This window comes from Aquabacterium sp., assembly GCF_050725395.1.
GTDB lineage: Bacteria > Pseudomonadota > Gammaproteobacteria > Burkholderiales > Burkholderiaceae_C > Aquabacterium.
The window spans coordinates 13,380-39,054 of sequence record NZ_JBOHHL010000021.1; the positions used below are offsets into that span (position 1 = coordinate 13,380).

The window sequence follows — 25,675 nt, forward strand, 5'->3', positions numbered from 1 at the left end:
CATGGGGCAGTTGGACACCAGCCGCCAGCAGGGTTGCGAACTGTGCGTGACCGAGGGGGGACAACTCGTCGTCCGCACGCCCAAGCTGCGTGTGATCCGGGTGCTGGACGCCGACCACCCGGGCTTTTACCGCGTGATCTGGAACGACCATGCGGCCGAATTCACCGATTTGCCCACGGCTGATCGCGTGCACTTGATGGACGTGGTCGCGAAGGTGGAATCACTGGTGCGCGAGCACCTGCAGCCGACCAAAATCAACCTGGCCAGCCTGGGCAATGTGGTGCCGCACTTGCATTGGCACGTCATCGCGCGCTACGCGGATGACCAGCACTTTCCGCAGCCCATCTGGGGCGCGGTTCAACGCGCGGATTCAAAACCAGCGCCGGAGGTGTTGGTCGCCTTGCCCGACCTCGACCGGGCCATCGCCGAAGCCGTGGCTCACTTGCGCACGTGATCCAGCGTGGTGGGAAAGGCGTGGTTCAGGGCCACGGCCAGGGCCTCGTATTGCGACGCCACGGCCGGCTGGTCCTGCTGGCGGAAATAGACCGCCAGATCGTAAGCCGCCTGGTCATTGCCGAGCACTGCGGCATATTGCATCCAGCCCAATGAAAGCCGAGCGTCCTTGGCGGCACCGCGCTCACCCCGCTGGTGCGCTTGCGACAGGCGCATGGCGGCGGCATGGTCACCCAAGGCGGCCCGGTGGATGTCCTCGGCCAGTTGAGGCGCCGAGTTGGCCAGGGCAAAAGCCCGGCGGTACAGGCGCACGTCGGTGCGGGCCAGCACGGCTTCCGGCTTGGCCGCCTGCTCTTTCAGGCGTTGCGCCGTGGCAGCGCCTGCAGCCAGCGGGTAGCGCTCAAGGTAATGGGTGGCCAGTTGGGTGATGTCGGCGGGCCAGGTGGCCTCGGCCAAAGCCTGGCTCAGGGCAGGCTCGGAGTCACCGGCCGGAGGGGTCGTCGCGGCCAGGGCCTGGCTGCACCAGAGCATCAGCCCCACCAAACTCACCGAAATCATCTTGACCATGCCGCACCTCACACATCACCGTCGCATGGTGCACAGTGTTGCAGGCCCCCCTGTAAGCAGGGGTGATGCGGGCGGCACTATTGCCGCATTCGGCCAGTAGATCAGGCCAGATCGATCAGCTTTGCGCCAGGCGGAACTGGCTGACCACTTCGGTCAAGGTGTGCGACTGCGACTTGAGGCTTTCAGCTGCCGCGGCCGACTGCTCGACCAGGGCCGCGTTCTGCTGCGTCATCTGGTCAAGCTGCGTCACCGCCGAGCTGACCTGGGTGATGCCTTGCGACTCCTGCTCGGCGGCCAGCGTGATCTCGCCAATGATCTGCGTGACGCGCTGCACGCCATCGACGATGTCCTGCATGGACTTGCCGGCTTCATTCACCAGGCGAGCACCCACTTCGACGCGCGCCGAAGAAGCGCCGATCAGGGTCTTGATTTCGCGCGCAGCCCCGGCGCTGCGCTGCGCCAGTGAGCGCACTTCGCTGGCCACCACCGCGAAGCCACGGCCTTGCTCGCCGGCACGCGCGGCTTCCACGGCCGCATTCAGGGCCAGGATGTTGGTCTGGAACGCGATGCCGTCGATCACGCTGATGATCTCGTTGATCTTGCGCGAAGCCGTGTCGATCTCGGCCATGTTGGACACGACCTGCGACATCACTTCGCCACCACGCCGCGCCGAATCCGCCGCCGCGTTGGCCAGCGAATCGGCCGAACGCGCCGATTCGGCCGTTTGGCGCACCGTGCCCGTCAATTGCGCCATCGACGACGCGGTCTCTTGCAGGCTGGACGCGGTGTTCTCGGTGCGTTGGCTCAGATCCTGGTTGCCCGCGGCGATTTCGCTGGAGGCTGTGCCGATGGAATTGGCAGCTTGGCGCACCGTGTTGATCGAGTGGGACAACTGCTTGACCATGCGGCCCAGGGCCTTGAGCAACTGGCCGATCTCGTCGTCGTTGCGGCTTTCGAGCACCAGGTCAAAACGCCCTTCGGCCACTTCGTCGGCGGCCTTCACGGCCATCTGCAGGTCACGGACCACACGCCCCTGGCTCGTCCAGGCGACCAGCAAGGAACACAGGCCCGCCAGACCGGCGATGGCCGCGATGGCGATTTGCGTGGTGCGGGACTGGGCCTCCAGGGCCTCGACTTCGCCCTCGGCGTGCTTCTGAACCTGCGCCACCAAGGCCGACATCTGCTCGGCCGACTTCTTGAAATAGCCATCGGCCGTCTGCAAGGCGGCCACGCCGGTGTTGGGGTCCATGGTCGACAGGTCGATGGCGTTGTCGGCGGCCCGGACGTAGTCGTTCAGCGACTGCTCGAAGGACTTGGTCACCTCGGCGCTCAGGTCACCGGACTTGAAGCTGCCGGCCACGGCTTTCTGAATGCCGGCCACCGCCGCGGGCAAGGCTTGCCGGCGCTGCTTGACCTCGTCCTCGCTGAGCGAGGCGATCAAGGCGATGGTGCGGTAGAGCGAAACGTGGACGTCGGACAGCTTGCCCGCCACCCCCACGATGGCCAGCTGCTCTCGAAGGCTGCTGTCGTGGGTGCGCTGGCTCTTTTCACGGTCGTTGGCCAGCACCCAGACAAAGCCCAGCAAGGCGAGGAAGAGGACGACGCTGGCCAGGACCGGCGACGCCATGAGTTTGGTACGCAGTTTCATGTGGGAATTCCTGCGCCCAACTCAGACGCCGAGTGAGGAAAGACTGTTATTTGTAGATGCCGCCACAAACCACGGTGTCATCGAGCTTCTCGCAGTACATGCTCTTGGGCTCGATCTTCTTGGTTTCTGGGTTGGTGAATTTGTAGTCCTGCCAGAACGTGGCGTTGGTCTTGGCCATGTCCACGCGCTCTTTCACGAAGGCCTTGCCGTCGATGTCTTTCAACTCGATCAGGTTCTTGCCAATCATCTTGGCATTGGAACCGTGGGCCTTCACCGTGCCATCCAGTTGGTAGACCGTGAGGTACAGGTCTTGGTGGTGAAACTCGGCGTTGGCCTTGTCGCTGATGTCGGCATAGGCCTTGTCCTTGCCAGCCGCCTTGACGTGGGCCACGCCCTTCTTGACCATGGCCACGGCTTCGTCCTTGGTGGCGCCACCTTCGGCCGCGTGGACGCTGAACGCCCCCGCCGAAAGAGCCAGAGACAACATCACAGCGAGTTTGGTGTTCATGTCGGTTTCCAATCAGCGGTTGGTTTGAAGCAAGGAATGCAAGGAAGGTGTCAGTCGGCCAGGCCCATGTCCGGGCTCATCAAGAGACCTTCGATGTCCAGCAAGATCACCATGCGCTCGCCCACCTGGGCCAACCCACGGATGAAGCCGGCGTCGATGGCCGAATGCATTTCGGGCGCGGGCCTGACGGACTCGGCCGGGATCTCCATCACGTCGCTCACCGAATCCACCACCGTGCCGATGGTGCGGTGGCCGATGTGCAGCACGATGGACACCGTGAAGGCGTTGTACTCCGCCGAGCTGCAGCCAAAGCGCAAACGCAGGTCAACGATAGGGACAATCGTGCCACGCAGGTTGACAACGCCCTTCAGGAAGTGCGACGCGTTGGCAATGCGGGTGGGGTTTTCGTAGCCGCGGATTTCCTGCACCTTCAGGATGTCGATGCCGTACTCTTCATCGCCCAATCGAAAGGTCAGGTATTCGCGTGCCAGCGTGTTCGCGTTGGTTTGCAGGTCCAGTTTTTCCATCATGCCCATGGCTTGTGCTCCAAGGTATTTCTGATCAATGGCGCGAACGACGCACCAGGCTGCCAACGTCCAGGATCAAGGCCACGCGGCCATCACCCATGATGGTGGCGCCCGAGACGTCATTGACTTTGCGGTAATTGCTTTCCAGGTTCTTGACGACCACCTGCTGTTGGCCCAGCAGTTCGTCCACCAGCAAAGCCACGCGGCCGCCTTCGGCTTCCACCACGACCATGATCCCGCTGGTGTGCTCCCAGTCGAAGCGCGGCACGCCGAAGACCTTCTCCAGCTCGATCACCGGCATGTACTCTTCGCGCACCTCGACGACGCGCCCCGAGCCACCAATGGTCTTGACCATCTCTTCGTTGACCTGGAAGCTTTCCACCACCGAGGACAGCGGCAGGATGTAGACCTCTTCGCCCACGCCCACGCTCATGCCATCCATGATGGCCAGGGTCAGCGGCAGCCGCACCGACACCCGCATGCCGTAGCCTTCGGCGGAATCGATCTCCACCGTGCCACCCAGCGAGGTGATGTTGCGCTTGACCACGTCCATGCCCACGCCGCGTCCCGACACGTCGGTGACCTCGTCGGCGGTCGAGAAACCAGGCGCGAATATGAGGTTCCAGCAGTCGCTGTCGGACATGGTGTCCGGCGCGTCGATGCCTTTCTCACGGGCCTTGCTGATCAGCTTCTCGCGGTTCAGGCCACGGCCGTCGTCGCGCACTTCGATGACGATTGAACCGCCTTGGTGCGAGGCCGCCAGGGTGATCGTGCCCACCTCGGGCTTGCCTCTGGCAATGCGGTCGGCCGGCATTTCGACACCGTGGTCACACGAGTTGCGCACCAGGTGGGTCAGCGGGTCGGTGATCTTCTCGACCAGGCCCTTGTCCAGCTCGGTGGATTCACCTTGCATGACCAGCTCGACCTTCTTGCCCAGCTTGTTGGCCAGGTCGCGCAGCATGCGCGGAAAGCGGCTGAACACCGTCGACATCGGAATCATCCGGATCGACATCACGGCTTCTTGCAGGTCGCGGGTGTTGCGGTCCAGGTCGGTCAGGCCGCTGACCAGTTGCTGGTACAGCACCGGGTCCAGGCCGCGGCTGTTCTGAGCCAGCATCGCCTGCGTGATCACCAGTTCGCCCACCAGGTTGATGAGCTGGTCGACCTTCTCGACCGACACGCGGATGGTGGACGACTCCAGGCCACCAGCGGCAGGCTTGTCGGCTTTGGCAGCAGCAGCGGGCTTGAGCGCCACGGCGGAAGCGCTGGCCGCGCCGTCTCCAGGCGACGCCGAGCTGGCGGCTGGGCGCTCCACAGGTGCGCCAGGGGCGTTGTCGAAGAAGCCATAACCGGCTTCATCGGGCGAGGCGGCAGGGGCGGCATCGCTGAAGAGGCCTTTGTCGGGATCGCCCGCCTCTGCCCAGGGCAGGAAGGCCACCTGTTCGCGCGACACATGGAAGGTGAACAGGTCCAGCAGATCGGATTCGGCCGAAGCGGTTTCCAGCTTGAAGCGGCGCACACTCGCCAATTCGGGCAAGCCAGGCAGATCCTCGATCGTGCCCAAACCTTCGATTTCCTTGAACAGGTCGCGCAGTTCGTCGGCCTGGGTCAGATTTTCCAGCGGTCCGACGCGCAGCTCAACCAGGCGCTTGCCTTTGGCGGCCACGGCGGCAGCAGAGGGTGCGACCGCGGCAGGTGCGGCCTGCGCCACGGGGGCAGCCACGACGGCCACGGGGGCTTCGCCGGCCACCAGCGCGCGGATGTTGAACAGCAGTTCGGTGGTGTCGATGGTGTCGCCACCATTGCCTTGGTGACGCGCCAGTTGGGCCTTCAAGGCATCGCCCGAGGCCAGCAGCACATCGACCATGCTCGCGTTGGGCGCCAGTTCATGGCGGCGCAGCTTGTCCAGCAGCGTCTCCATCTGGTGCGTCAGCTCGGCCACATCACTGAAGCCAAAAGTGGCCGCGCCGCCCTTGATCGAGTGCGCACAACGGAAAATCGCGTTCAGCTCCTCGTCATCGGCCTGGGTGATGTCCAGTCCGAGCAGGAGCTGTTCCATGTTGTCCAGGTTTTCACCGGCTTCTTCAAAGAAGACCTGGTAGAACTGGCTCAGGTCGATGCCAGCGGACTGGCTGTTGTCGGTGTTCATTTCTGCCATGTCCGGCTCCTGAATATCGTCTTGTGCGTGATCACGTCGATGCCTGATTGAGCCGCTTGTCAGCGGATCACCTTCTTGATGACTTCCAGCAACTTGTTGGGGTCAAAGGGCTTGACCAGCCAACCCGTGGCGCCCGCCGAGCGGCCGGCCATCTTCATCTGGTCGCTGGATTCGGTCGTCAGGATCAGGATCGGCGTGGCCTTGAACTGCGGGTTCTCGCGCAGCTTCTTGGTCAGGCTGATGCCGTCCATGCGGGGCATGTTCTGGTCGGTCAGCACGAGGTCAAAACTGCGGCCCCCCGCTTTTTCCCAGGCATCCTGGCCGTCAACGGCTTCGATGACGTTGTAGCCGGCGCTTTTCAGCGTGAAAGAGACCATCTGGCGCATTGAGGCTGAATCGTCGACGGCAAGGATTGAATGCATGTCGCTCTCCGAGGGGCTTGAATAAAACAAAACAGGTCAGGGGGCCGAAAACAAACAACAGCCAATCAACGACCATCGGTATTTCGGCAGGTGGGACAAAATCTTTAAAACAACTCGACGGACCCGGCGTCCATTTCGTCCTGGGTCACCGGGTTGGGCTTGAGGGGGCCTTCGTCCACCACCGCCTCGCCGTCGGGGTCGTCGCCCATGGCGTCCCTGGCAATCTGGTCGGCGCAACTTCTCAGGCGCCGGTTGGTGTGGACGATCAATTGCGTGGCCATGTCCTGGAACTGCAGGGCCGTGACCGTGCGGTACAGGGTCTGCAAGGTTTCCTGCAAGGCGGGGGGCAGCTCCTTGCCGCCCTCGTCGATCACCGCGCCCAGCTGGCTGGCGGCGCCGTGAAAACCGTCGATCAGGGCACCGCAGGCATCGTCCAACAGGCGCTGGAGCCTTTCCAGGTCATTGGCGGCCGTCATCAGATGGTCCTGCAGGGCGGCTGCCGCCAGCAGGGACATCTCCGCGGGCGGGGCGCTCGCTTCGCTCTCTTCGTTGGTCAGCATCCGTGACTCCACTGAACCTGGTTTCGGGGCCCCAAACTGCGGGACAACGCACATCGGTGCACAAGGCACACCGAGGTCATTCCCTATATCGGCAGGAAATGCGCGGGACTTGCGCGATTGTTAGAATTTTTCACTTATCCAGCCGCCGAGTAGTCACAATGACCCGGGAAAACTTGGCGCAAATCGATGGATTGAAGGCCACCTGTGTCCGATCACCTCACGCCCCCCTCTTTCCCATTGCCGCCCGCGGCCACCGCCAGCAACCCGGCCATCACCCCGCCGGTGCGGCTGCGGGTACTGCACCTGGAGGACAGCGAACCCGACCACGACCTGGTGATGATCCACCTGCGCCGTGGTGGCATCCATGCCGAGGTGCTGCGCGTTGAAAGCGAAGCCACCCTGACGGAAGCCCTGGAACAGGAATGGGACCTGATCCTGTCCGACTACAACCTGCCGGGTTACTCCGGCCTGGCCGCCCTGGACAAGGTGCGCTCCACCGGCAAGCTGGTGCCCTTCATCCTGGTATCGGGGGAAATCGGCGAGGACATCGCTGTGCAGGCCATGCGCAATGGTGCCAACGACTACCTGCTGAAAAGCAACCTCGCCCGCCTGGCGCCCGCCGCCCTGCTGGCCATCGAGGCCAACCGCACCCGCATCGCCAAGCAGTACGCCGACCTGGCCCTGACCCGCTCGCGCCAGCAGATCCGCGAACTCGCCCAGCATTTGCAGACCACCATCGAGCAGGAACGCGCTGCCATCGCGCGTGAAATCCACGACGACGTGGGCGGGGCGCTCACCGCCGTCAAGTTCGACCTGGCCTGGATCGCTCGCCACGCCAAGACGCCCGACATCGCCGAGCACGCGCAGCAAGCCATGGAGGCCGTCACCATGGCCCACGAGGCCAGCCAGCGCATCATGCACAACCTGCGCCCTGCCATCCTCGAGCAAGGCCTGGTCGCCGCGCTGCAGTGGATGAGCGAGCGTTTTGGCAAGCGCACCGGCATCGCCACCGAATTCCGCACCAGCCACGAGAAGATGGAGCTGTCGGCCGGCGTGCCGCTGGTCGCCTACCGTTTCGCGCAAGAGTCGCTCACCAACGTGTCCAAGCATGCACAGGCCACGCGCGTCAGCGTCGACCTGGCACAGGCCGGCGGCGTGCTGTCTCTTGAAGTGAGCGACAACGGCCGGGGCCTGAGCGACGAGGACCTGGCCAAGGCCAAGTCCTTCGGCATCCGCGGCCTGCATGAGCGCGCCGAGACCGTGGGCGGCTGGGTCGACATCAGCAGTGGTGCCAATGGCACAACCCTGATCCTGTCCGTGCCCCTGTCCAGCCCGGAAAATGGTTTCCTGGATGCAATTGCGCCAGAATTGAGCATCGATACCGTCGGTACCGAAGGCGACCCTGACGACCCCACCGCATGGGGCACCCAATGATCAAAGTGATTCTGTGTGACGACCACGCCTTGATCCGTCGCGGCATCCGCGACACCTTGGCCGATGCGGACGACATCGACGTGGTTGGCGAGGCTGGCGACTACGGCGAACTGCGCGGCCTGCTGCGCGCGAAGTCGTGCGACGTGCTCGTGCTGGACATCAACCTGCCCGGCCGCAGCGGCCTGGACGTGCTGCACGTGCTGAAAGAAGAAGGCACCACCCTGAAGGTGCTGGTGGTCTCGATGTACCCCGAAGACCAGTACGCCATGCGCGCCCTGAAGGCCGGCGCGGCGGGCTACCTCAACAAGGGCAGCGACGCCGCCCAGATCGTGGCCGCCGTGCGCACCGTGTCGCAAGGCAAGAAGTACGTGACGCCCGAGATGGCGCAGATGCTGGTCGACAACCTGACCACGCCCGCGCCCGAAGACGCCCACCAAAAATTGTCCGACCGCGAGTTGCAAACCCTCGTGATGATCGCCTCGGGCAAGAAGCTGTCGGACATCGCCGAGCAGTTGCTGCTCAGTCCCAAGACCGTCAGCGTCTACCGCGCCCGCGTGCTCGAAAAACTGGGCTTGGCCAACAATTCCGAGCTCACGGTCTACGCCATCCGCAACGGCCTGGTCTGATTCGCCGGGCCTTACTCGATGGGCGTCAGCTTGGCCACGCTCAGCATCAGCCACTTGGTGCCATGGCGGCCGAAGTTCACCTGCACCCGCGCGTCGGCGCCATTGCCCTCCAGCGTCAGCACCACGCCTTCGCCAAACTTGTTGTGGAACACGCTCTGGCCTGAGCGGAACCCGCTTTCGGTCTTGGCCTGGGCCATCTTGCTGGGCAGCGGCGCGGTCAAGTCCTTGAAGTCGTCTTCCTTCTTGGCACCGTAATACCCACCACCGCTCTGGCGGTAAGGCTGCGCACCCGCGCCCACCATCGAACCCATGCCCTTGCCGCTGCTCCAGGCCTCCTGGTACTGCTTGGCGTAGCCCGAGCCGAAGCCCTGGTTGCGCGGGGTCAGCCACTTCAGGGCCTCTTCCGGCAGTTCGTCCAGGAAGCGGCTCTTGATGTTGTAGCGCGTCTGGCCGTGCAGCATGCGGGTCTGGCTGAAGCTGATGTGCAGGCGCCGGCGCGCACGCGTGATGGCCACGTACATCAGGCGGCGCTCTTCTTCCAGGCCGTCGGTGTCGGTCATCGAGTTCTCGTGCGGGAACAGGCCTTCTTCCAGGCCGGTGATGAACACGCTGTCGAACTCCAGGCCTTTGGCCGCGTGGATGCTCATCAACTGCACGGCGTCCTGGCCGGCCTGGGCCTGGTTGTCGCCTGCCTCAAGCGCGGCGTGCGTCAGGAAGGCCACCAGGGGCGAGATGATCTCGCCGGTCTCGGCATCGGGCAATGTCTCGGCCAGCGCCACGGCGCGCGGCAGACCTTCGGCGATGGTGCCTGGCACCTCGTCGACGGGCAGGCCCACGGCATCCTTGCCAAAACCTTCCAGGGTCACGAAGGCCTCGGCGGCGTTGACCAGTTCGGCCAAGTTCTCCAGGCGCTCCTGGCCTTCTTTTTCCAAACGGTAGAAATCGGCCAGGCCGCTGGCCTCGACCACGTGCTCGATGATCTCGCGCAAGGTCAGTCCCTGCGTGGCGGCACGCATGCCATCGATCAGGGCGTTGAAGGCGAGCAGGTTGTTGCCCGCCTTGCCGGTGACGGCCGTCACGCTCTGCCAAAGGCTGCGCGCACTGCCACGCGCGGCATCCTGCAATTGCTCGATCGTGCGCGCGCCGATGCCCCGCGCCGGAAAATTCACCACGCGCAGGTAGCTGGTGTCGTCGTTCGGGTTCTCAAGCAAGCGCAGGTAGGCCAGTGCGTGCTTCACCTCGGCCCGCTCGAAGAAGCGCAGTCCGCCATACACCTTGTAGGGCACGCTGGCATTGAACAGCGCCGACTCGATCACACGCGACTGGGCATTGCTGCGGTACAGCACCGCCAGCTCTTTCAGCGCATGCCCTTCGCGCACCATCAGGCGGGCTTCGTCGACCAGCCACTGGGCCTCGGCATAGTCGCTGCTGGCCTCGTAAATGCGGATGGGCTCACCCAGGCCGGCATCGGTGCGCAGGTTCTTGCCCAGGCGGCGCGTGTTGCTCGAGATCAGCTTGTTGGCCGAATCCAGGATGTGCCCGAAGCTGCGGTAGTTCTGCTCCAGCTTGATGACCTGCGGCACCTTGAACTCCCGCTCGAAATCGGCCATGTTGCCGACCTGTGCGCCGCGGAAGGCGTAAATGCTCTGGTCGTCGTCGCCCACGGCGAACACGCTGTTGCCGGTTTCTTCCGGCCGGCCTGCGAACATTTTCAGCCAGGCGTATTGCAGGCGGTTGGTGTCCTGGAACTCGTCGACCAGGATGTGCTTGAAGCGGCGCTGGTAATGCTGGCGCAGCTCGGCATGGTCGCGCATCAGTTCGTAGGTGCGCAGCATCAGCTCGGCAAAATCGACCACGCCTTCACGCTGGCATTGGTCTTCGTAAGCCTGGTAGACCTCCAGTTGCATGCGCCCCACTTCGTCGCGCGGCGTGATGTCTTTCGGGCGCTTGCCATCGTCCTTGGCATTGGCGATGAAGTAACTGGTCTGCTTGGGAATGCACTTCTCTTCGTCGAACTTCAGGCCCTTGATGATGCGTTTGACGGCGGACAACTGGTCTTGCGTGTCCAGGATCTGGAAAGACTGCGGCAAGCCCGCCAGCTTGTGGTGGGCCCGCAAAAAACGGTTGCACAGGCCGTGGAAGGTGCCGATCCACAGGCTGCGCGCGTTGATGGGCAGCATGGCCGACAGGCGCGTCAGCATTTCCTTGGCCGCCTTGTTGGTGAAGGTCACGGCCATGATCCCGGCAGGTGAAACTTGCCCGGTCTGCATCAACCAGGCGATGCGGGTGGTCAGCACCCGGGTTTTGCCCGAGCCTGCCCCCGCCAGGATCAGCAGCGGCCCGGCCGGAGCGGTCACCGCCGCCAATTGCTCGGCATTGAGACCCACCAACAAGGGGGAATTGCCCTGGGAAGCGGTTTGGGGAAAGAATCCAGCGTCAGGCGAATTTGAAATCATCTAAAAATTGTAGGCGCCAACCGCCACAGCTCAGGGAAATAACATGTCGGCCATCTTTTCGTCCGGGGCACCCATGCCCGCGGGCTCGTCCGCGCTCATGGCCTTTGTCAGCCCATGAGCCCTCTCCACACAGAGCCTCCACGCCTTGCCGTGGACTACCACGATGGCCGCAACGAGCAGGCGCAGTCCGTCGTCATCTGGGTGTCGCAAGGCATGCTGGAACTGGCGGGACACGGTGTTCTGCGACAAATCCCCATTCACCAGGTGCATTGGCCCGATTCGGCCAGGCAGGAAGACGTCCGAATCATCCTCTTGCCAGGTGGCGGCTCGCTGCGCGGTCATGACCCCGCAGCCTGGGATGCCTGGCAGCAGCAGCAAGACCTGGCGCCGGCCAGGTCACTGCTAGCGTCTCGCCAAAGCTGGCGCTGGAGCCTGGTGGCGGTCATGCTGTTGCTGGCCCTCTGTGCCGCCAGCTACGTCTTCGCCTTGCCGCCCAGCAGGGGCTGAACCCTGCGCCAGGCACTCCACAGCCAGATGGCCCGGCGCCCCCAGGCCAGCCAGCCCTTGGTGCGGCGCCGAAACAGCAGCAAGGCCAGGCCGGCGATCACCTCTGGATGGGCCGACAACCAGCGCCTGGCGGCATTCACGCGGTCCGCCACCGCGAAGGCCGGACGGAGGGTCCGGTCCGACTGCTGCGCCAGCGTTTGACGCAGGCCCGCGCTTCTCTGCTGCAAGATTTGCTTCTTGCTCTCAAGCATTTGCAAACGGGTGGCACTCATGGCGGCTCAAGCCTCGCCAGCATCTGACGAGGATGACATCAGGGCCTGCTGGTCGTGTTTCAGCTCTGCCAGCGTGGCAGCCAGCAAGGCGGTCGAGGCCTGCCAGTGAACGCCCACGCGGGCCACGGCCACGGCACAGGCCAGCATGAACAAGGCCGCCATGGCGCCCACCGCCAGCAAGCGGTGCTCGTCCCAGAACAGGACGACGACAAAAGTGGAAAGAAAAAGAAAGCCCATCCCCCCGAACATCAAGGCCACGGCGCCCCAGGCCAGCACCTTGAGCAAACGCAGCTTTTCTTCCTCAAGCTCCGTCGACAACAACTCAAGCCGCGTGTGGAAGATCTCCAGCAAGGTGGCCAGCAGGCCCCGGGTGGACGCCAGCAATCCGCCGGATGGCGGAGCCGTGGGATTGGTCGAATCAATCATCGATCCGCACCGAAAAGTGGCTCAACGCCGGCCAATCAACATGCCCAACAGCAGCCCCACACCGGCCGCCACGCCCACCGACTTCCAGGGGTTGTCGTGCACGTACACATCGGTGGCTTTGGCCGCCGCCTTGGCTTTGTCGATTGCTACTCCCTGCGCTTGCAGCAGCCCGTCCTTGGCGCGCGACAGCGAGGCCTGTGCCTTGGTGCGCAACTCGGCGACGCTGGCGCTGGCATCGTGGGCCGTGGCACTCAGCAGGGCCTCCGCGTCGATCATCACCTCCTTCAGGTCGGCCATCAGCTTGTCTTTTTGGGCAGTGGTCAGTTCAGACATTGTTTTCTCCTGGTTGAATTCGTCGTTCGTCAATGGATGATCAGCAAAGGCAGCTTGCTGTGGGACAACACGCTCTTGGTCAGCGAGCCATGGATCAGGGCGTCGAAGCCGTGGCGCCCGTGCGAGGCCATCACGATCAGGTCGCATCGCTGGCGTTCGGCCATGTCCACGATGGCCTGCTGGATGCCATCGGTCACCATGAACTGGCCATCGAACTGGACACCCGCCTCCACCGCGCGGTCGGCAAAGCGCTTGAGCACCTTCCGGGCGTGTGCCTCGCAACTGGCCTGGTGATCCTGGATGGTGGCGGCGGTGTAGGCGATGGCCACCTGCTCCATCACCATGGGCGGCAGGGTTGGCTCCACGGTGAACCCCGTGATCGAGGCCCCCAGCAACTTGGCCAGGCCCACGCTCGTTTCTATCGCCTTGTCGGACAACTCGCTGTCATCCACAGGCACCAGTAAGTGCTCGTACATTGGGACTCCTTCAGCGCATCAAAGTGACCGTTGTTTCATCCTAGGATGATTGGGCACGCCTTACAAGCCAATGGCCTGCCCAAACGATCAACAACCTTGATCCCACGCAAGATTCACCAGCAATTGGCTTGCCCGGTGAAAAAGCCGCCCGCCCGCCTAAAATCGGAGGAACTGCCGAGACCGCCGGGCATTTCCGCCCCACAGCACATTCCCACCATGACCGAACTTGCCAAATCCTTCGACCCCGCTCCCATTGAAGCCCAATGGGGCCCGCTGTGGGAGCAACGCGGCCTGTACACGCCCACCTTGGACCCGAGCAAGCCATCGTTCTCGGTCCAGCTGCCGCCGCCCAATGTCACCGGCACCCTGCACATGGGCCACGCCTTCAACCAGACCATCATGGACTCGTTGACGCGCTACCACCGCATGCTGGGCCACAACACCCTGTGGGTGCCCGGCACCGACCACGCCGGCATCGCCACGCAGATCGTGGTGGAACGCCAGCTGCAAGAGCAAAAGCTGACGCGCCACCTGCTGGGCCGCAAGAACTTCGTCGCCCGCATCTGGGAATGGAAGGAAGAAAGCGGCACCACCATCACGCGCCAGATGCGCCGCATGGGCGCCAGCGTGAGCTGGGAGCACGAATACTTCACCATGGACGAGAAGCTGTCCAAGGTGGTCACCCAGACCTTCGTCACGCTGTTCGAGCAAGGCCTGATCTACCGCGGCAAGCGCCTGGTCAACTGGGACCCGGTGCTCAAGTCCGCCGTGTCCGACCTTGAAGTCGAGAGCGAGGAAGAAGACGGCTCGATGTGGCACATCCGCTATCCCGTGGATGGCAGCGACGAAACCCTGGTGGTGGCCACCACCCGCCCCGAGACCATGCTGGGCGACACCGCCGTCATGGTCCACCCCGAGGACGAGCGCTACGCCGCCCTGATCGGCAAGAACGTCAAGCTGCCCTTGACCGGCCGCCTGGTGCCCATCATCGCGGATGACTATGTCGATAAAGCGTTCGGCACCGGCGTGGTCAAGGTCACGCCCGCGCACGACAACAACGACTACGCGGTCGGCCAGCGCCATGGCCTGCCCATGATCACGATCTTCACGCTGGACGCGAAGGTGAACGACGAGGCGCCCGCCGCCTACCGCGGCATGGACCGTTTCGTGGCCCGCAAGGAAATCGTCGCCGACCTGGAAGCCCAAGGCCTGCTGGTCGAGGTCAAGAAGCACAAGCTGATGGTGCCGCGCTGCACGCGCACCGGCCAGGTGATCGAGCCCATGCTGACCAACCAGTGGTTCGTCGCCATGAACAAGGCTGGCCCATCAGTCGATGGCCAGCCCGGCCAGAGCATCGCCCAGAAGGCCATCGACGTGGTCCAGAGCGGCGAAGTCAAGTTCGTGCCCGAGCAATGGATCAACACCTACAACCAGTGGATGAACAACATCCAGGACTGGTGCATCAGCCGCCAGCTGTGGTGGGGCCACCAGATCCCGGCCTGGTACGGCAACAACGGCGAGATCTTCGTGGCCCACAACGATGCAGAAGCCAAGGCCAAGGCCGCCGCTGCGGGCTACACCGGCAGCCTCACGCGCGACGAAGACGTGCTCGACACCTGGTATTCGTCCGCCCTGGTGCCCTTCTCGACCCTGGGCTGGCCTGAAAAAACCATTGAGCAGGACCTCTTCCTGCCGTCCAGCGTGCTGGTCACCGGCTACGACATCATCTTCTTCTGGGTCGCCCGGATGATCATGATGACCAAGCACTTCACCGGCAAGGTGCCCTTCAAGCACGTCTACATCCATGGCCTGGTGCGCGATGCGCAGGGCCAGAAAATGTCCAAGTCCGAAGGCAATGTGCTGGACCCGGTCGACCTGATTGACGGCATCAAGCTGGCGCCCTTGCTGGACAAGCGCACCACCGGCCTGCGCAAGCCCGAAACCGCGCCCAAGGTTCGCAAGAACACCGAAAAGGAATTCCCGGACGGCATCCCCGGCTACGGCGCCGATGCACTGCGCTTCACCTTCGCCGCCTTGGCCAGCCTGGGCCGCAGCATCAACTTCGACAGCAAGCGCTGCGAGGGTTACCGCAATTTCTGCAACAAGCTCTGGAACGCCACCAAGTTCGTCCTGATGAACTGCGAAGGCCAGGACTGCGGCTTGAAATCGCCCACACCAGGCGCCTGCGCTGTTGGAGGTTTCCTCGAATTCAGCCCCGCCGACCGCTGGATCGTCAGCGAGTTGCAGCGTTTGGAGGCCACGGTCGAGCAAGCCTTCGCCGATTTCCGCCTGGACAACGTCGCCACCGCCCTCTACCAATTCGTCTGGGACGAGTACTGCGACTGGTACATCGAGATCGCCAAGGCACAACTCAACGCCGCCAAGGACAGTGGCAATGAAGCACAACAACGCGCCACGCGCCGCACCCTGATCCGCGTGCTGGAAACCATCTTGCGCCTGATGCACCCGATCACGCCCTTCATCACCGAAGAACTGTGGCAAACCGTGGCCCCCGTGGCCGGCCGCAAAACCGCCGGGTCCGACGAGTCCATCGTGCTCGCCGCCTACCCTCGCCCTGACCTGGGCCGCATCGATCTCGACTCCGACGCCTGGGTCGCCAAGCTCAAAGCACTGGTGGGTGCCTGCCGCAACCTGCGCAGCGAAATGAACCTGTCACCTGCCGAGCGCGTGCCCTTGCTGACCGTGGGCGACACCGCTTTCGTCACCCAGGCCGCGCCCCTGATCAAGGCCCTGGCCAAGCTCAGCGAGGTCAAGGTACTGGAAGAAGCCGCGTTCACCGAGGCCACCAGCATGGCCCCGGTCGTGGTGCAAGGCGAAACCCGCCTGGCCCTGCACGTCGAAATCGACGTGCAAGCCGAGCGCAAACGCTTGGACAAGGAAATCCAGCGCCTGGAAGGCGAGATCGCCAAGGTGCACGGCAAACTCGGCAATGAGAGCTTCGTGGCGCGGGCACCGGCGGCCGTGGTCGACCAGGAAAAGCAGCGCCTGGCCGACTTCACCGCCGCCCTGGAGCGTGTTCGCGAGCAGTTCCAGCGCCTGGCCTAAGGTAATGCCCTTGGTGAGGGAACTATCCCCGGACAAGCGCGTCTATGGCTGACAAGATCGAGCGCTGTACTGAGGAACACCACATGCAAATCACCAAGGCCATCTTCCCGGTCGCGGGACTGGGAACGCGTTTCCTGCCTGCCACCAAGGCGCAGCCCAAGGAGATGCTGCCGGTGGTGGACAAGCCCCTCATCCAGTACGCGGTCGAAGAAGCCTACGATGCCGGCATCCGCGAAATGATCTTCGTCACCGGGCGGCACAAGCGCCCCATCGAAGACCATTTCGACACCGCTTTCGAACTCGAATACGAACTTGAGCAGGCCAACAAGCACGAGTTGCTCAACTTGGTGCAATCCATCAAGCCGGCCGACATGGAATGCGTGTTCGTGCGCCAGCCCAAAAGCCTGGGGCTGGGGCATGCCGTGCTGTGCGGCGAACGACTGGTCCGTGGTGAACCCTTCGCCGTGCTGCTGGCCGACGATCTGATGGTGGGAGAAACGCCGGTGTTGAGCCAGATGGTCCGGCAGTTCGATCAATGGCGCGCCTCCATCCTGGCCGTGCAGGAGGTGCCGCAAGAACAGACCAAACGGTACGGCATCGTGGCCGGCACGCCCGTCAATGAACAGCTGATGGACGTTTCACGCATCGTCGAAAAACCCAGCCCCGAGCAGGCCCCTTCCCGCCTCGGCGTGGCAGGTCGCTACATCCTGACGCCCGGCATTTTCGAAGAAATCCGTTCTCAGCCACGCGGCGTGGGCAACGAGATTCAACTCACGGATGGGATTGCCGGACTGCTGCGCCGGGAGAAGGTTTTCGCTTTCCAGTACCAGGGCAAGCGCTACGACTGCGGCAGCAAGGAAGGCTTCCTGGAAGCCAACATCGAACTGGGTTTGCAGCACAGCCAGGTTGGCCCCTGGCTCAAGCAATACCTCCAGCAGCTCGACTTGAACTGACGGCCGCCGATCAAGACTCCGGAGGGCCGGCGACCTTCGTCATGTCCAGCTGGGTCACGATCATGTTGACCAGCGTGCTCACCGAGGGCCGCCCGGTGTCGACGCAATGGTGCGCGGTTTCTTCGTACAGCGGATGCCGCTGCTCGTAAAGCTCGCGCAATTTGGCCATTGGATCCTTGACCTGCAGCAGAGGTCGCTGCGTGTCGTGCCTCAGACGACGAAACAACTCCTCGGGCGTCGACCGCAGGTAGACCACCGTGGCCCGCTCTTTCAAGTGACGGCGGTTGGCGGCACGCAGCACGGCGCCGCCACCCGTGGCGATCACCAATGGCTCGCTGCCAGGCTGTCGCTGCTGGGTCAATTCTTCGATGACGGCCTCTTCATGGTCGCGGAACAGATCCTCGCCATGCTGCTCAAAAAAAGAACGGATGGGCATGCCGATCCGCTCTTCCAGCACCACGTCTGAATCGATGAAGCGCGCCTTGATTCGCTTGGCCAGTTGCCGCCCGACGGTCGATTTACCGCCGCCAGGCAGCCCCACGAGGGCAATCACGGCATTCAAGGGACCTGGGCTCAGCGCAAAGCGCCTTTCTCCGAGACCACCTTGGGAGTCAGGAAGATGAGCAGTTCGGACCGCTTGGCTTCACGGGAGCTGTTGCGGAACAAGGCGCCCAGCACAGGCACGTCACCCAGGAAGGGGACCTTCTGTTCCGAATTGGTTTCCGACTGCAGGAAGATGCCGCCAATGACCACCGTGCCGCCGTTTTCCACCAGCACTTGGGTCTGCACGTGCTTGGTATCGATGGCATAACCCGCCGTGGTCACTTGCCCCACGCTGTCCTTGTTGACGTCCACGTCCAGGATGATGCTGCCTTCAGGCGTGATCTGCGGCGTCACTTCCAGCTTCAGATTGGCCTTGCGGAAGGAGATGGCCGTGGCACCGCTGGAGGTGGCCGTCTGGTAGGGCAATTCCGTGCCTTGTTCGATCAAGGCCTTCACCTGGTCGGCCGTGATCACCCGAGGACTGGACACGATCTTGCCCCGGCCGTCGGCTTCGAGTGCCGCCAGTTCGAGGTTCAAAACGCGCGTGCCACCCGCCTGGAACAAGGAGATGCCCACGCTGGCCGGACTGTAGCCATTGAGCGGTGTGGCCGGCAGATTCAGGAACTGGGATTGAACACCCAATTGGGCACCCGAGTAGGTTCCCGACACGCCCACGCCATACTCACCACGGCCTGCGGAACTGTACCCCCCCAACTTCACGCCCAGTGAGCGACCGAAGCTGTCGTCCGCCTCGACGATCCGGGCTTCGATCAAGACCTGACGAACCGGGATGTCGATCTTGCTGATCAGTTGCTGGATTTCTTCGAGCTTGGAAGGGATGTCGTTGACGAAGATCTGGTTGGTGCGGGTTTCATAGATCACGCTGCCCCGTGGCGACAGGATCTTGGTGGTCGTGCTGCCACCACCGCCACCGGAACCACTGCCAGTTTGCGTGCCCGTCAGGCCCTTGGCGATTTCTTCGGCCTTGGTGTAGTTGAGCTGGAAAGCCTGGGTGCGCAAAGGTTCCAGGGCCGCCACTTGAGCCTTGGCTTCCAGGTCGAGCTTTTCCTTGGCGTTGATTTCATCCTTGGGGGCAATCCACAGCACATTGCCGCTCTTGCGGACGCCCAGGCCCTTGGCTTGCAGGATGATGTCCAGGGCCTGGTCCCAAGGCACGTCTTTCAGCCGCAAGGTGACGTTGCCCGTGACGGTGTCACTGGTCACCACGTTGAAGTTGGTGAAGTCGGCGATGACCTGCAACAAGGCCCGCACTTCGATGTTCTGGAAGTTCAGCGACAACTTTTCGCCGGAATAACCAGGACCCTGGGTCAGCTTGTTCGGATCCACCTTCCGGCGGCGGACTTCCAGGACGAACTGGTTGTCGCTCTGGTAAGCGGAATGCTCCCAATCGCCACGGGCATCCACCAGCAACTTGACACGCTCACCAGTCTGGGTGGCGCTGACGGTTTGCACCGGCGTGCCGAAGTCCGCCACGTCGAAACGACGTTTCAAACGATCGGGCAAGCTGGCACGGACGAACTCGACCACCAGGTTTTGCCCCTGCTGCTTGATGTCCACACCCACCTGGTTGTTGGGCAGATCCACCACCACCCGACCGGCGCCATCCTGGCCGCGGCGGAAATCGATGTCCTTGAGTGCCAGGGGGACCGCGTTCTTGGCCTCGGCAAAATGGACCGTGTCAGGCGCAGCGGCCGTGCTGGTCTTGGCCTCGGTGGCGGGAGCCGGCGTCGAAGCAGGTGACGGGTCCAGCACCAGGATCAGGGTCTTGCCTTGCAACTGGGCCTTGTAAGTCGTGGGCTGGCGCAGGTTCAAAACCAGGCGGGTTCGCTCCCCAGCCTGCGCCACGTTCACCGTGCGCAAGTTGCCTTGGTTGATGTCGACCACATTGCGGCCGAGGGCACTGGTCACGCTGGGCAGGTCGATCGCGATGCGCGGTGGCGCCTGGACAACGAAGCCCGCAGGCACCAAAGACAGTGGCTCGGACAACTCGATGCGAACCACATCGGCCCCGGCCTGCTGGCTGCTGGTGATCGATTGGATGGCCGCCGCCGCCCAAGTCAAGGGAGAGGCCAGTGCCAGAGACACGCCAGCCAGCACGATGCGCCACGGTTTCATAGTCAAAATTTCCTGCATGTGTTTCATCGCGCGGTCTCCTGGAGTTGCAGCGTGGTCGGGCGTTCCGTCCATTCGCCCGCGGCGTCCTGAACAATTTCGCGCAACTCGATTTCGGTCTCGGTGATCTTCATGATCTTTCCGTAGTTCTGGCCAAGATAGTCACCAGTCTTGACTTGATAAAGCAGGTTATCGACCCTGAGCAGCGCATAAGGAGCACCTTTACGATTCACGCTGCCCACCATGCTCATGGAATCGAGCGGGTAGGCCTCCAGCGGCTCCTTGCGGCGGTTCAATTCGGCAGAAATGGCCGAATTCGGTTGACGAGCTTCTTGTTTGAGCGCCACGGTCAGTTTTTGAGTGCTGAACGGCTCGACACCTTCCGCCCCGACATAGGCGCGGGGATTGAATTTTTGCGGGGGCTTGAGCGGGGGCACGCTGGGTTGAACCTCGCGGCGCTGCTGGTCCATCCAGGCTTTCAGCTCATCCTGTTCGGAAGAGCATCCCGCCAGCAAAGCCATGGTGATCACGGCCACCCAGGCCAGATGAGGGCGACATGTCATTTCTTGCCCCCTTTGTTGGCTTTGTTTTGGCCAGCGCGCTGGGCTTCGACTTCAGCCGGATCCAGGTAGCGGTAGGTCCGGGCCGTCGCTTCCATGAACAAGGCACTGTTGGAACCCGTAGCGCCTGTGGGCATGCCAATCGTCAAATTGTGCAAGGTCACGATCCGAGACAGGTTGGCGATGTCGGCGGTGAACGCGCCGATGTCGTGGTAACGCCCGGTCACGCGGATCGAAATCGGCAATTCGGCGTAATAGTCCTTGACCGACACCTGGCCAGGGCGAAACAGTTCGAAATCGAGTCCACGACCCAAGCCAGCCTGGTTGATGTCGGACAACAAGGCATCCATTTCAGCCTTGCCCGGCAATTGCTTCTCGAGCTGGGTCACGTACTCTTGAACCTGCGTGCGCTGCTTGCGCAACTCATTGAGGTTGATGGCCTGCGCCAGCTTGCTGCGGAACTCTTCTTTGAGCGTGGGCTCCTTGTCACGCTCGGAGGTCAATTGCTCGTCCTGGCTTTGCAACAGACCGAACCAGCCCAACGCCACCACCACCACGGCGGCAAAAAGAAAAACGGCGAGCTTGGGAAGGAGGGGCCACTGCCCCGGCTCATTGGGGTTCAGCCCCTTGAACTGGTCCTGTGCATCCTGGAACCAGGCATTGAGGTCGAAGTTGATATTGGGATTCGCCATGATGTGTCAGAGCCTCAAGACTTCGAAGCTGCGAGGGCAGCCGGACTCGGTGCTGACGCACCTGATGCCGCCGAAGCGGCCGGCGAGACATCCTGAGGACGCTTCAAGCTCAAACGGATGGAGAAGTCGAACAGGCGCTTGGGTTCGCGAACATCCTTGGTCTGCTGAGCGGAGGCCTTGATTTCCTGAAGCTCGGGTTTCTCGAGCCATTCGGATTTGTAGGCCGTGTTGCGCAGGAACTCGGAGACACGCTCGTTGGTCTGGGCGATGCCGGACACCAGCACCGTCTGACCATCCTGCTTGATGCTCTTGAGGTAAATGCCTTCCGGCGTCTGGCTGACCAGCTCGTTGAGCAAATGCACCGGGATGTTGCGGTCGATCTGCAGATCTTCCACGGCCTTTTGACGCGCCTTGAGTGATTCGATCTCGGCCTTCAAACCAGAAACATCCTTGATGTCGTCTTCCAGTTTGTGGATCTCGGCCGTGAGGAATTCGTTGCGAGCCTGTTGCGCGGAAATCATCTGCTGCTGGACGGCGTAGCCCATGGCCACGAGGACAGCCCCGGCAACAAGGGACAAGCCCAGCCCCACGAAGAACGCCTGCTTGCGAAGCTTTCGCTTTTCTTCGCGGTGCGGCAATAGGTTGATCAGGATCATGCGAGGAACCTCCGCATGGCCAGTCCACACGCAGTGAGGTAGGACGGCGCCTCACGGCGAAGCTTGCTTTCGCGAACAGCGCTGCCCAGCTTCATCCCATCGAAGGGGTTGACCACCAGGGAGGCAAAGCCGGTCAACTCGGTGACGCGGTCTTTCAAGCCCGGGAGGGCCGCTGTGCCGCCAGCCAACATCACGTAGTGCACCTTGTGGTGCGGGGTACTGGTGAAAAAATACTGCAAGGCACGGCCAATTTCCTGGGAGAGGCTGTCGACGAAGGGCCCCAACAGGCTGCTTTGGAAATCCTCGGGCAGATCACCGGCCAGCTTTTTGGTTTCGGCTTCTTCAAAGGAAAAGCCATATTGGCGCGAGATGAGCTGCGTCAATTGCGCGCCGCCAAAGGCCTGATCACGGTCGTAGAGCAGTTCGTTGTCGCGCAGCACTTTCAGGCTGGTGTTCTCGGCACCGATCTCGAACAAGGCCACCAAGGCGTCCTTGCCCTCGCCGGGCAGCCCCTCCACCAAGCGCTGCACGGCCAGGCGTGAGGCGTAGGACTCAATGTCCAGGATGGCTGGCTTCAACCCGGCCGATTCGGCCAGGCCTTGGCGGTCCTGAACCCGGTCTTTGCGGGATGCCGCGATCATGACCTCGACGTCCCCCACCGAGGTTGGACTGGGGCCGACCACGCAAAAATCGAGGCTGACTTCGTCCAAGGAGAATGGGATGTACTGGTTGGCCTCGGCCTCGACCTGCATTTCCATTTCTTCTTCACGCAGGCCTGCCGGCAACATGATCTTCTTCGTGATGACAGCCGACTGCGGCATTGCCATGGCCACGTGCTTGGTGCGGGTGCCGCTTTTGACGACGACCTTGCGCACGGCTTCCGCGACCTCGTCGAATTTTTCGATTTGACCGTCGGCGATCCAACCCTTTTCGAAGGGCTCGGACGCAAATCGTTCCAGTATGTATTCGCCAGACTGTGTCTGGCTCAGCTCGACCAGCTTCACGCTTGATGAACTGATGTCCAGTCCAATCATTGGCGGATGCTTGCGGCCCAAGAGCGTGTCAAGAAAGCTCACACCGTCCCCCACGCACCAACTACGGCGCTGGAAAGTTAATAAACCACTTCAATGCTATCAGTAAAGGTTTTGTGTTTGAACGAAGTTAAAGCAGGGCAAATCCCAAGCGCGTTGCGATATGCACACGCCTTACAGACAGTTGCAAATCCGACCAAGATGTGAATGAGGTCAAAGTGTGCCATGGTGTACAGAAGGTCGACCCCGCTTGAGTTCCTATAATCCGCTCAGTGTCACAGGCCTGCCTACATGAGCGATTCCGTTTCTTCCAAAGCCCCCCGTCACCCCAGCCCCTGGTGGGCAACCTGGCTCGTCAAACCTTTGCTGGCACTGATTGGACTGGGCCTGGCCGGGGCCTTGAGCGGCGCTTTACTGGCTGGCATTGGCCTGGCAGTGGCATACCCTCAATTGCCCGCGGTGGGTGGGTTATCCGATTACCAGCCCAAAATGCCGATGCGCGTTTATTCGGCAGATAACGTGCTTATTGGAGAATTCGGGGAAGAAAAGCGTGATTTTCTGCCCATCAAGCAAATTCCGAGGGTCATGCGGGACGCGGTTTTGGCGATTGAAGATGCCCGCTTCTACAAGCACGGTGGCGTGGACTACATCGGGGTGCTGCGCGCCGGTTTGGCCAATTTCGGCGAGGCCCGCAGCCAAGGTGCCTCGACCATCACCATGCAGGTGGCCCGCAATTTTTACCTGCCCACCGAAAAAACCTTCACCCGCAAAATCTACGAGATGCTGCTGGCCTTGAAGATCGAAAGCCTGTTGAGCAAGGACCAGATCCTGGAGCTCTACATGAACCAGATCTACCTGGGGCAACGCGCGTACGGGTTTTCCGCAGCCTGCGACACCTACTTCGGCAAACCCATCAAGGACATCACCATCGCGGAAGCCGCCATGTTGGCCGGACTGCCCAAGGCGCCTTCGGCCTACAACCCGGTCCGCAACCCCAAGCGCGCCACGATCCGCCAGCAATACATCATTGATCGCATGTTCGACAATGGCTTCATCACCTCGGACCAGCGAGACGAAGCCAAGGACGAGGACCTGGTCTACCGGACCAAGGCGCCTGTTTCCGCGCACGCCGAGTACGCGGCGGAAGCCGCCCGCTCGCTGATGCACGACCAGTACGGGCCGGATGCCTACACCCGCGGCCTGAATGTCTACACCTCGGTCCGCATGCCGGAGCAAACAGCGGCCTACAAGGCCCTGCGCAAAGGCCTGCTGGATTTCGACCGTCGCCAGGCCTGGCGCGGTCCGGAAGCCTACATCGACCTGCCGTCCGACCCGAAACAAGTGGATGTGCGGGTGGCCGAAGCGCTGGAAGAGCACCCGGACAGCGAGGCCATCCATGCGGGCGTCGTGATGTCGGCGGAGCCTAAGAAACTGGTGGTGGCCCTGCAATCAGGCGAGCAGATCACCATCGGCCCCGAGGGCCTGAAGGCCGTGGGCAATGCCCTGACCGACAAGGCCAACCCGAAGGTGCAGATCCGCCGTGGCGCCGTGGTGCGCTTGATGCTGAACGCGTCCGAGCAGTGGACCATCGTCCAATTGCCCGAGGTGGAAGGCGCTTTCGTGTCGATGGACCCGACCACCGGACTGATCAAGGCCATGGTTGGCGGCTTCGATTTCGGGCGCAATAAATTCAACCACGTGACCCAGGCCTGGCGCCAACCTGGCTCCAGCTTCAAGCCCTTCATCTACTCGGCGGCGCTTGAAAAGGGCTTCACGCCCGCCACCACGGTCAATGACGCACCGCTCTTTTTCAGCGCCGGCGTCACCGGCGGCCAGCCCTGGGAGCCCAAGAATTACGACGGCAAATTCGAAGGCCCCATGACCCTGCGTCGTGGCCTGGCCAAGTCCAAAAACATGATCTCCATCCGCGTGCTGCGCTCCATTGGCGCCAAGTACGCGCAGGACTGGATCACCCGCTTCGGCTTCGAAGCCGACAAGCACCCCGCCTACCTGACCATGGCGCTGGGCGCCGGTTCGGTCACGCCCATGCAGATGGCCGATGGCTACGCGGTGTTCGCCAATGGGGGCTACCGCGTCAACCCGATGCTGGTGCTGAAGGTGACCGACTCGCGCGGCCACGCGCTGGCCCAGTACCGCCCAGCTGTCTTGAATGAATCCATGCGCGCCATCGATGCGCGCAACGCCTTCATGATGAGCAGCCTGCTTCAGGAAGTGACCCGCTCGGGCACGGCGGCCAGGGCCCAAGCCACGCTCAAGCGCCCCGACCTGTACGGCAAGACCGGCACCACCAACGACTCGATGGACGCCTGGTTCGCGGGCTACACGGCCCACACGGTGTCCGTGGTGTGGATTGGCCACGACCAGCCGCGCAAGCTGGGCGACAAGGAAACCGGTGGCGGACTGGCCTTGCCCGTGTGGATCGACTACATGAGCACCGCCTTGCGTGGGGTCCCTGTGGAAGAACCCGCCCAACCCGAAGGCGTGGTCAACATTGGCGGCGAATGGTTCTACGAGGAATACACCTCAGGGACCGGCGTGCGCGAACTGGCCGCCGAACCCGAAGATCAAGCGCCCGGAACGCCCGAGCCCACCTCATCCGACGAAAAGAAGAACATCCTGGACATGTTCGGCAACGGCAAGCAGTGAA

25 protein-coding genes are annotated in these 25,675 nt (G+C 62.6%); 7 read left to right on the forward strand and 18 right to left on the reverse strand.

Annotated features, from left to right (window positions below):
• The first annotated feature begins 1 nt into the window (after position 1).
• Positions 2 to 454, forward strand: a complete 453-nt coding sequence (locus tag ACREB4_RS13580; protein ID WP_431588760.1) for an HIT family protein — start codon at positions 2 to 4, stop codon at positions 452 to 454.
• Here ACREB4_RS13580 and ACREB4_RS13585 read toward each other — a convergent pair.
• The 7 genes from ACREB4_RS13585 to ACREB4_RS13615 form a co-directional block, all read right to left on the reverse strand.
• On the reverse strand, positions 439 to 1,020 hold the full coding sequence (locus tag ACREB4_RS13585; protein WP_431588761.1) for a hypothetical protein: 582 nt from the start codon (positions 1,018 to 1,020) through the stop codon (positions 439 to 441). The genes ACREB4_RS13580 and ACREB4_RS13585 overlap by 16 nt on opposite strands.
• A gap of 115 nt (positions 1,021 to 1,135) precedes the next feature.
• On the reverse strand, positions 1,136 to 2,668 hold the full coding sequence (locus ACREB4_RS13590; RefSeq protein WP_431588762.1) for a methyl-accepting chemotaxis protein: 1,533 nt from the start codon (positions 2,666 to 2,668) through the stop codon (positions 1,136 to 1,138).
• A gap of 46 nt (positions 2,669 to 2,714) precedes the next feature.
• Positions 2,715 to 3,176 carry a cache domain-containing protein gene (locus ACREB4_RS13595; RefSeq protein ID WP_431588763.1) on the reverse strand — a complete coding sequence of 154 codons (462 nt, stop codon included), beginning with the start codon at positions 3,174 to 3,176 and terminating at the stop codon, positions 2,715 to 2,717.
• Between the two features lie 50 nt (positions 3,177 to 3,226).
• On the reverse strand, positions 3,227 to 3,712 hold the full coding sequence (locus ACREB4_RS13600) for a chemotaxis protein CheW (protein WP_431588764.1): 486 nt from the start codon (positions 3,710 to 3,712) through the stop codon (positions 3,227 to 3,229).
• Positions 3,713 to 3,737: 25 nt separating this feature from the next.
• Positions 3,738 to 5,861 (reverse strand): chemotaxis protein CheW, encoded by a 2,124-nt coding sequence (locus ACREB4_RS13605; RefSeq protein WP_431588765.1) that lies wholly within the window; start codon positions 5,859 to 5,861, stop codon positions 3,738 to 3,740.
• A 59-nt stretch (positions 5,862 to 5,920) separates the two neighbouring features.
• Positions 5,921 to 6,283 carry a response regulator gene (locus ACREB4_RS13610; protein ID WP_230181929.1) on the reverse strand — a complete coding sequence of 121 codons (363 nt, stop codon included), beginning with the start codon at positions 6,281 to 6,283 and terminating at the stop codon, positions 5,921 to 5,923.
• Positions 6,284 to 6,387: 104 nt separating this feature from the next.
• Positions 6,388 to 6,843, reverse strand: a complete 456-nt coding sequence (locus tag ACREB4_RS13615; protein WP_431588766.1) for a hypothetical protein — start codon at positions 6,841 to 6,843, stop codon at positions 6,388 to 6,390.
• Between the two features lie 204 nt (positions 6,844 to 7,047).
• Here ACREB4_RS13615 and ACREB4_RS13620 point away from each other — a divergent pair, with 204 nt between their 5' ends.
• Both ACREB4_RS13620 and ACREB4_RS13625 read left to right on the forward strand, forming a co-directional pair.
• Positions 7,048 to 8,277 (forward strand): response regulator, encoded by a 1,230-nt coding sequence (locus tag ACREB4_RS13620; RefSeq protein ID WP_431588767.1) that lies wholly within the window; start codon positions 7,048 to 7,050, stop codon positions 8,275 to 8,277.
• A complete protein-coding gene (locus tag ACREB4_RS13625; protein WP_431588768.1) occupies positions 8,274 to 8,903 on the forward strand; it encodes a response regulator in 630 nt (209 codons plus the stop codon). The genes ACREB4_RS13620 and ACREB4_RS13625 overlap by 4 nt, the downstream gene beginning before the upstream one ends.
• Positions 8,904 to 8,914: 11 nt before the next feature.
• On the opposite strand, the gene ACREB4_RS13630 is transcribed toward ACREB4_RS13625, so the two are convergent.
• On the reverse strand, positions 8,915 to 11,359 hold the full coding sequence (locus tag ACREB4_RS13630; RefSeq protein ID WP_431588769.1) for a UvrD-helicase domain-containing protein: 2,445 nt from the start codon (positions 11,357 to 11,359) through the stop codon (positions 8,915 to 8,917).
• Positions 11,360 to 11,473: 114 nt separating this feature from the next.
• Between ACREB4_RS13630 and ACREB4_RS13635 the strand changes: the two genes are divergently transcribed.
• On the forward strand, positions 11,474 to 11,866 hold the full coding sequence (locus ACREB4_RS13635; protein WP_431588770.1) for a DUF7092 domain-containing protein: 393 nt from the start codon (positions 11,474 to 11,476) through the stop codon (positions 11,864 to 11,866).
• On the opposite strand, the gene ACREB4_RS13640 is transcribed toward ACREB4_RS13635, so the two are convergent.
• The 4 genes from ACREB4_RS13640 to ACREB4_RS13655 are packed head-to-tail and all read right to left on the reverse strand — an operon-like array spanning position 11,833 to position 13,373.
• Complete coding sequence (locus ACREB4_RS13640) at positions 11,833 to 12,138, reverse strand: YqjK family protein (RefSeq protein WP_431588771.1); 306 nt, start codon at positions 12,136 to 12,138, stop codon at positions 11,833 to 11,835. The two genes, ACREB4_RS13635 and ACREB4_RS13640, sit on opposite strands and share 34 nt — an antisense overlap.
• A 6-nt stretch (positions 12,139 to 12,144) precedes the next feature.
• Positions 12,145 to 12,564, reverse strand: a complete 420-nt coding sequence (locus ACREB4_RS13645; protein ID WP_431588772.1) for a phage holin family protein — start codon at positions 12,562 to 12,564, stop codon at positions 12,145 to 12,147.
• 21 nt (positions 12,565 to 12,585) lie between these two features.
• Entirely contained in the window at positions 12,586 to 12,897 is a 312-nt protein-coding gene (locus ACREB4_RS13650; protein ID WP_431588773.1) for a DUF883 family protein, read from the reverse strand.
• Between the two features lie 29 nt (positions 12,898 to 12,926).
• Positions 12,927 to 13,373, reverse strand: coding sequence for a universal stress protein (locus ACREB4_RS13655; protein WP_431588774.1), 447 nt, complete (start codon positions 13,371 to 13,373; stop codon positions 12,927 to 12,929).
• A 216-nt stretch (positions 13,374 to 13,589) separates the two neighbouring features.
• On the opposite strand from ACREB4_RS13655, the gene ACREB4_RS13660 reads away from it, so the two are divergent.
• Complete coding sequence (locus tag ACREB4_RS13660; protein WP_431588775.1) at positions 13,590 to 16,439, forward strand: valine--tRNA ligase; 2,850 nt, start codon at positions 13,590 to 13,592, stop codon at positions 16,437 to 16,439.
• A gap of 83 nt (positions 16,440 to 16,522) precedes the next feature.
• Positions 16,523 to 17,392: a UTP--glucose-1-phosphate uridylyltransferase GalU gene (gene galU, locus ACREB4_RS13665; RefSeq protein WP_431588776.1), complete on the forward strand. Its 870-nt coding sequence runs from the start codon at positions 16,523 to 16,525 to the stop codon at positions 17,390 to 17,392.
• A 10-nt stretch (positions 17,393 to 17,402) separates the two neighbouring features.
• Here the strand turns inward: galU and ACREB4_RS13670 are convergent, their stop codons facing one another.
• Genes ACREB4_RS13670 through ACREB4_RS13695 form a run of 6 tightly spaced genes read right to left on the reverse strand, consistent with a single transcriptional unit; the run spans position 17,403 to position 23,010 of the window.
• Positions 17,403 to 17,942, reverse strand: a complete 540-nt coding sequence (locus tag ACREB4_RS13670) for a shikimate kinase (protein WP_431588819.1) — start codon at positions 17,940 to 17,942, stop codon at positions 17,403 to 17,405.
• Between the two features lie 23 nt (positions 17,943 to 17,965).
• Positions 17,966 to 20,071, reverse strand: a complete 2,106-nt coding sequence (gene pilQ, locus ACREB4_RS13675; protein WP_431588777.1) for a type IV pilus secretin PilQ — start codon at positions 20,069 to 20,071, stop codon at positions 17,966 to 17,968.
• 23 nt (positions 20,072 to 20,094) lie between these two features.
• Positions 20,095 to 20,631, reverse strand: a complete 537-nt coding sequence (locus ACREB4_RS13680) for a pilus assembly protein PilP (protein WP_431588778.1) — start codon at positions 20,629 to 20,631, stop codon at positions 20,095 to 20,097.
• Entirely contained in the window at positions 20,628 to 21,320 is a 693-nt protein-coding gene (locus tag ACREB4_RS13685; RefSeq protein WP_431588779.1) for a type 4a pilus biogenesis protein PilO, read from the reverse strand. The genes ACREB4_RS13680 and ACREB4_RS13685 overlap by 4 nt, the downstream gene beginning before the upstream one ends.
• 14 nt (positions 21,321 to 21,334) lie before the next feature.
• Positions 21,335 to 21,976 (reverse strand): PilN domain-containing protein, encoded by a 642-nt coding sequence (locus ACREB4_RS13690; protein WP_431588780.1) that lies wholly within the window; start codon positions 21,974 to 21,976, stop codon positions 21,335 to 21,337.
• A complete protein-coding gene (locus tag ACREB4_RS13695) occupies positions 21,973 to 23,010 on the reverse strand; it encodes a pilus assembly protein PilM (protein ID WP_431588781.1) in 1,038 nt (345 codons plus the stop codon). The genes ACREB4_RS13690 and ACREB4_RS13695 overlap by 4 nt, the downstream gene beginning before the upstream one ends.
• A gap of 288 nt (positions 23,011 to 23,298) precedes the next feature.
• Between ACREB4_RS13695 and ACREB4_RS13700 the strand changes: the two genes are divergently transcribed.
• Positions 23,299 to 25,674, forward strand: coding sequence for a penicillin-binding protein 1A (locus tag ACREB4_RS13700; protein ID WP_431588782.1), 2,376 nt, complete (start codon positions 23,299 to 23,301; stop codon positions 25,672 to 25,674).
• Position 25,675 lies beyond the last annotated feature (1 nt).

What these genes read in the sequence shown, in the direction of transcription:
- ACREB4_RS13580 (WP_431588760.1), top strand. Translation starts at nt 2, where the DNA reads ATGGGGCAGTTGGACACCAGCCGCCAGCAGGGTTGCGAACTGTGCGTG.
- ACREB4_RS13585 (WP_431588761.1), bottom strand. Translation starts at nt 1,020, where the DNA reads ATGGTCAAGATGATTTCGGTGAGTTTGGTGGGGCTGATGCTCTGGTGC.
- ACREB4_RS13590 (WP_431588762.1), bottom strand. Translation starts at nt 2,668, where the DNA reads ATGAAACTGCGTACCAAACTCATGGCGTCGCCGGTCCTGGCCAGCGTC.
- ACREB4_RS13595 (WP_431588763.1), bottom strand. Translation starts at nt 3,176, where the DNA reads ATGAACACCAAACTCGCTGTGATGTTGTCTCTGGCTCTTTCGGCGGGG.
- ACREB4_RS13600 (WP_431588764.1), bottom strand. Translation starts at nt 3,712, where the DNA reads ATGGGCATGATGGAAAAACTGGACCTGCAAACCAACGCGAACACGCTG.
- ACREB4_RS13605 (WP_431588765.1), bottom strand. Translation starts at nt 5,861, where the DNA reads ATGGCAGAAATGAACACCGACAACAGCCAGTCCGCTGGCATCGACCTG.
- ACREB4_RS13610 (WP_230181929.1), bottom strand. Translation starts at nt 6,283, where the DNA reads ATGCATTCAATCCTTGCCGTCGACGATTCAGCCTCAATGCGCCAGATG.
- ACREB4_RS13615 (WP_431588766.1), bottom strand. Translation starts at nt 6,843, where the DNA reads ATGCTGACCAACGAAGAGAGCGAAGCGAGCGCCCCGCCCGCGGAGATG.
- ACREB4_RS13625 (WP_431588768.1), top strand. Translation starts at nt 8,274, where the DNA reads ATGATCAAAGTGATTCTGTGTGACGACCACGCCTTGATCCGTCGCGGC.
- ACREB4_RS13630 (WP_431588769.1), bottom strand. Translation starts at nt 11,359, where the DNA reads ATGATTTCAAATTCGCCTGACGCTGGATTCTTTCCCCAAACCGCTTCC.
- ACREB4_RS13635 (WP_431588770.1), top strand. Translation starts at nt 11,474, where the DNA reads ATGAGCCCTCTCCACACAGAGCCTCCACGCCTTGCCGTGGACTACCAC.
- ACREB4_RS13640 (WP_431588771.1), bottom strand. Translation starts at nt 12,138, where the DNA reads ATGAGTGCCACCCGTTTGCAAATGCTTGAGAGCAAGAAGCAAATCTTG.
- ACREB4_RS13645 (WP_431588772.1), bottom strand. Translation starts at nt 12,564, where the DNA reads ATGATTGATTCGACCAATCCCACGGCTCCGCCATCCGGCGGATTGCTG.
- ACREB4_RS13650 (WP_431588773.1), bottom strand. Translation starts at nt 12,897, where the DNA reads ATGTCTGAACTGACCACTGCCCAAAAAGACAAGCTGATGGCCGACCTG.
- ACREB4_RS13655 (WP_431588774.1), bottom strand. Translation starts at nt 13,373, where the DNA reads ATGTACGAGCACTTACTGGTGCCTGTGGATGACAGCGAGTTGTCCGAC.
- ACREB4_RS13660 (WP_431588775.1), top strand. Translation starts at nt 13,590, where the DNA reads ATGACCGAACTTGCCAAATCCTTCGACCCCGCTCCCATTGAAGCCCAA.
- galU (WP_431588776.1), top strand. Translation starts at nt 16,523, where the DNA reads ATGCAAATCACCAAGGCCATCTTCCCGGTCGCGGGACTGGGAACGCGT.
- pilQ (WP_431588777.1), bottom strand. Translation starts at nt 20,071, where the DNA reads ATGAAACCGTGGCGCATCGTGCTGGCTGGCGTGTCTCTGGCACTGGCC.
- ACREB4_RS13680 (WP_431588778.1), bottom strand. Translation starts at nt 20,631, where the DNA reads ATGACATGTCGCCCTCATCTGGCCTGGGTGGCCGTGATCACCATGGCT.
- ACREB4_RS13685 (WP_431588779.1), bottom strand. Translation starts at nt 21,320, where the DNA reads ATGGCGAATCCCAATATCAACTTCGACCTCAATGCCTGGTTCCAGGAT.
- ACREB4_RS13690 (WP_431588780.1), bottom strand. Translation starts at nt 21,976, where the DNA reads ATGATCCTGATCAACCTATTGCCGCACCGCGAAGAAAAGCGAAAGCTT.
- ACREB4_RS13695 (WP_431588781.1), bottom strand. Translation starts at nt 23,010, where the DNA reads ATGATTGGACTGGACATCAGTTCATCAAGCGTGAAGCTGGTCGAGCTG.
- ACREB4_RS13700 (WP_431588782.1), top strand. Translation starts at nt 23,299, where the DNA reads ATGAGCGATTCCGTTTCTTCCAAAGCCCCCCGTCACCCCAGCCCCTGG.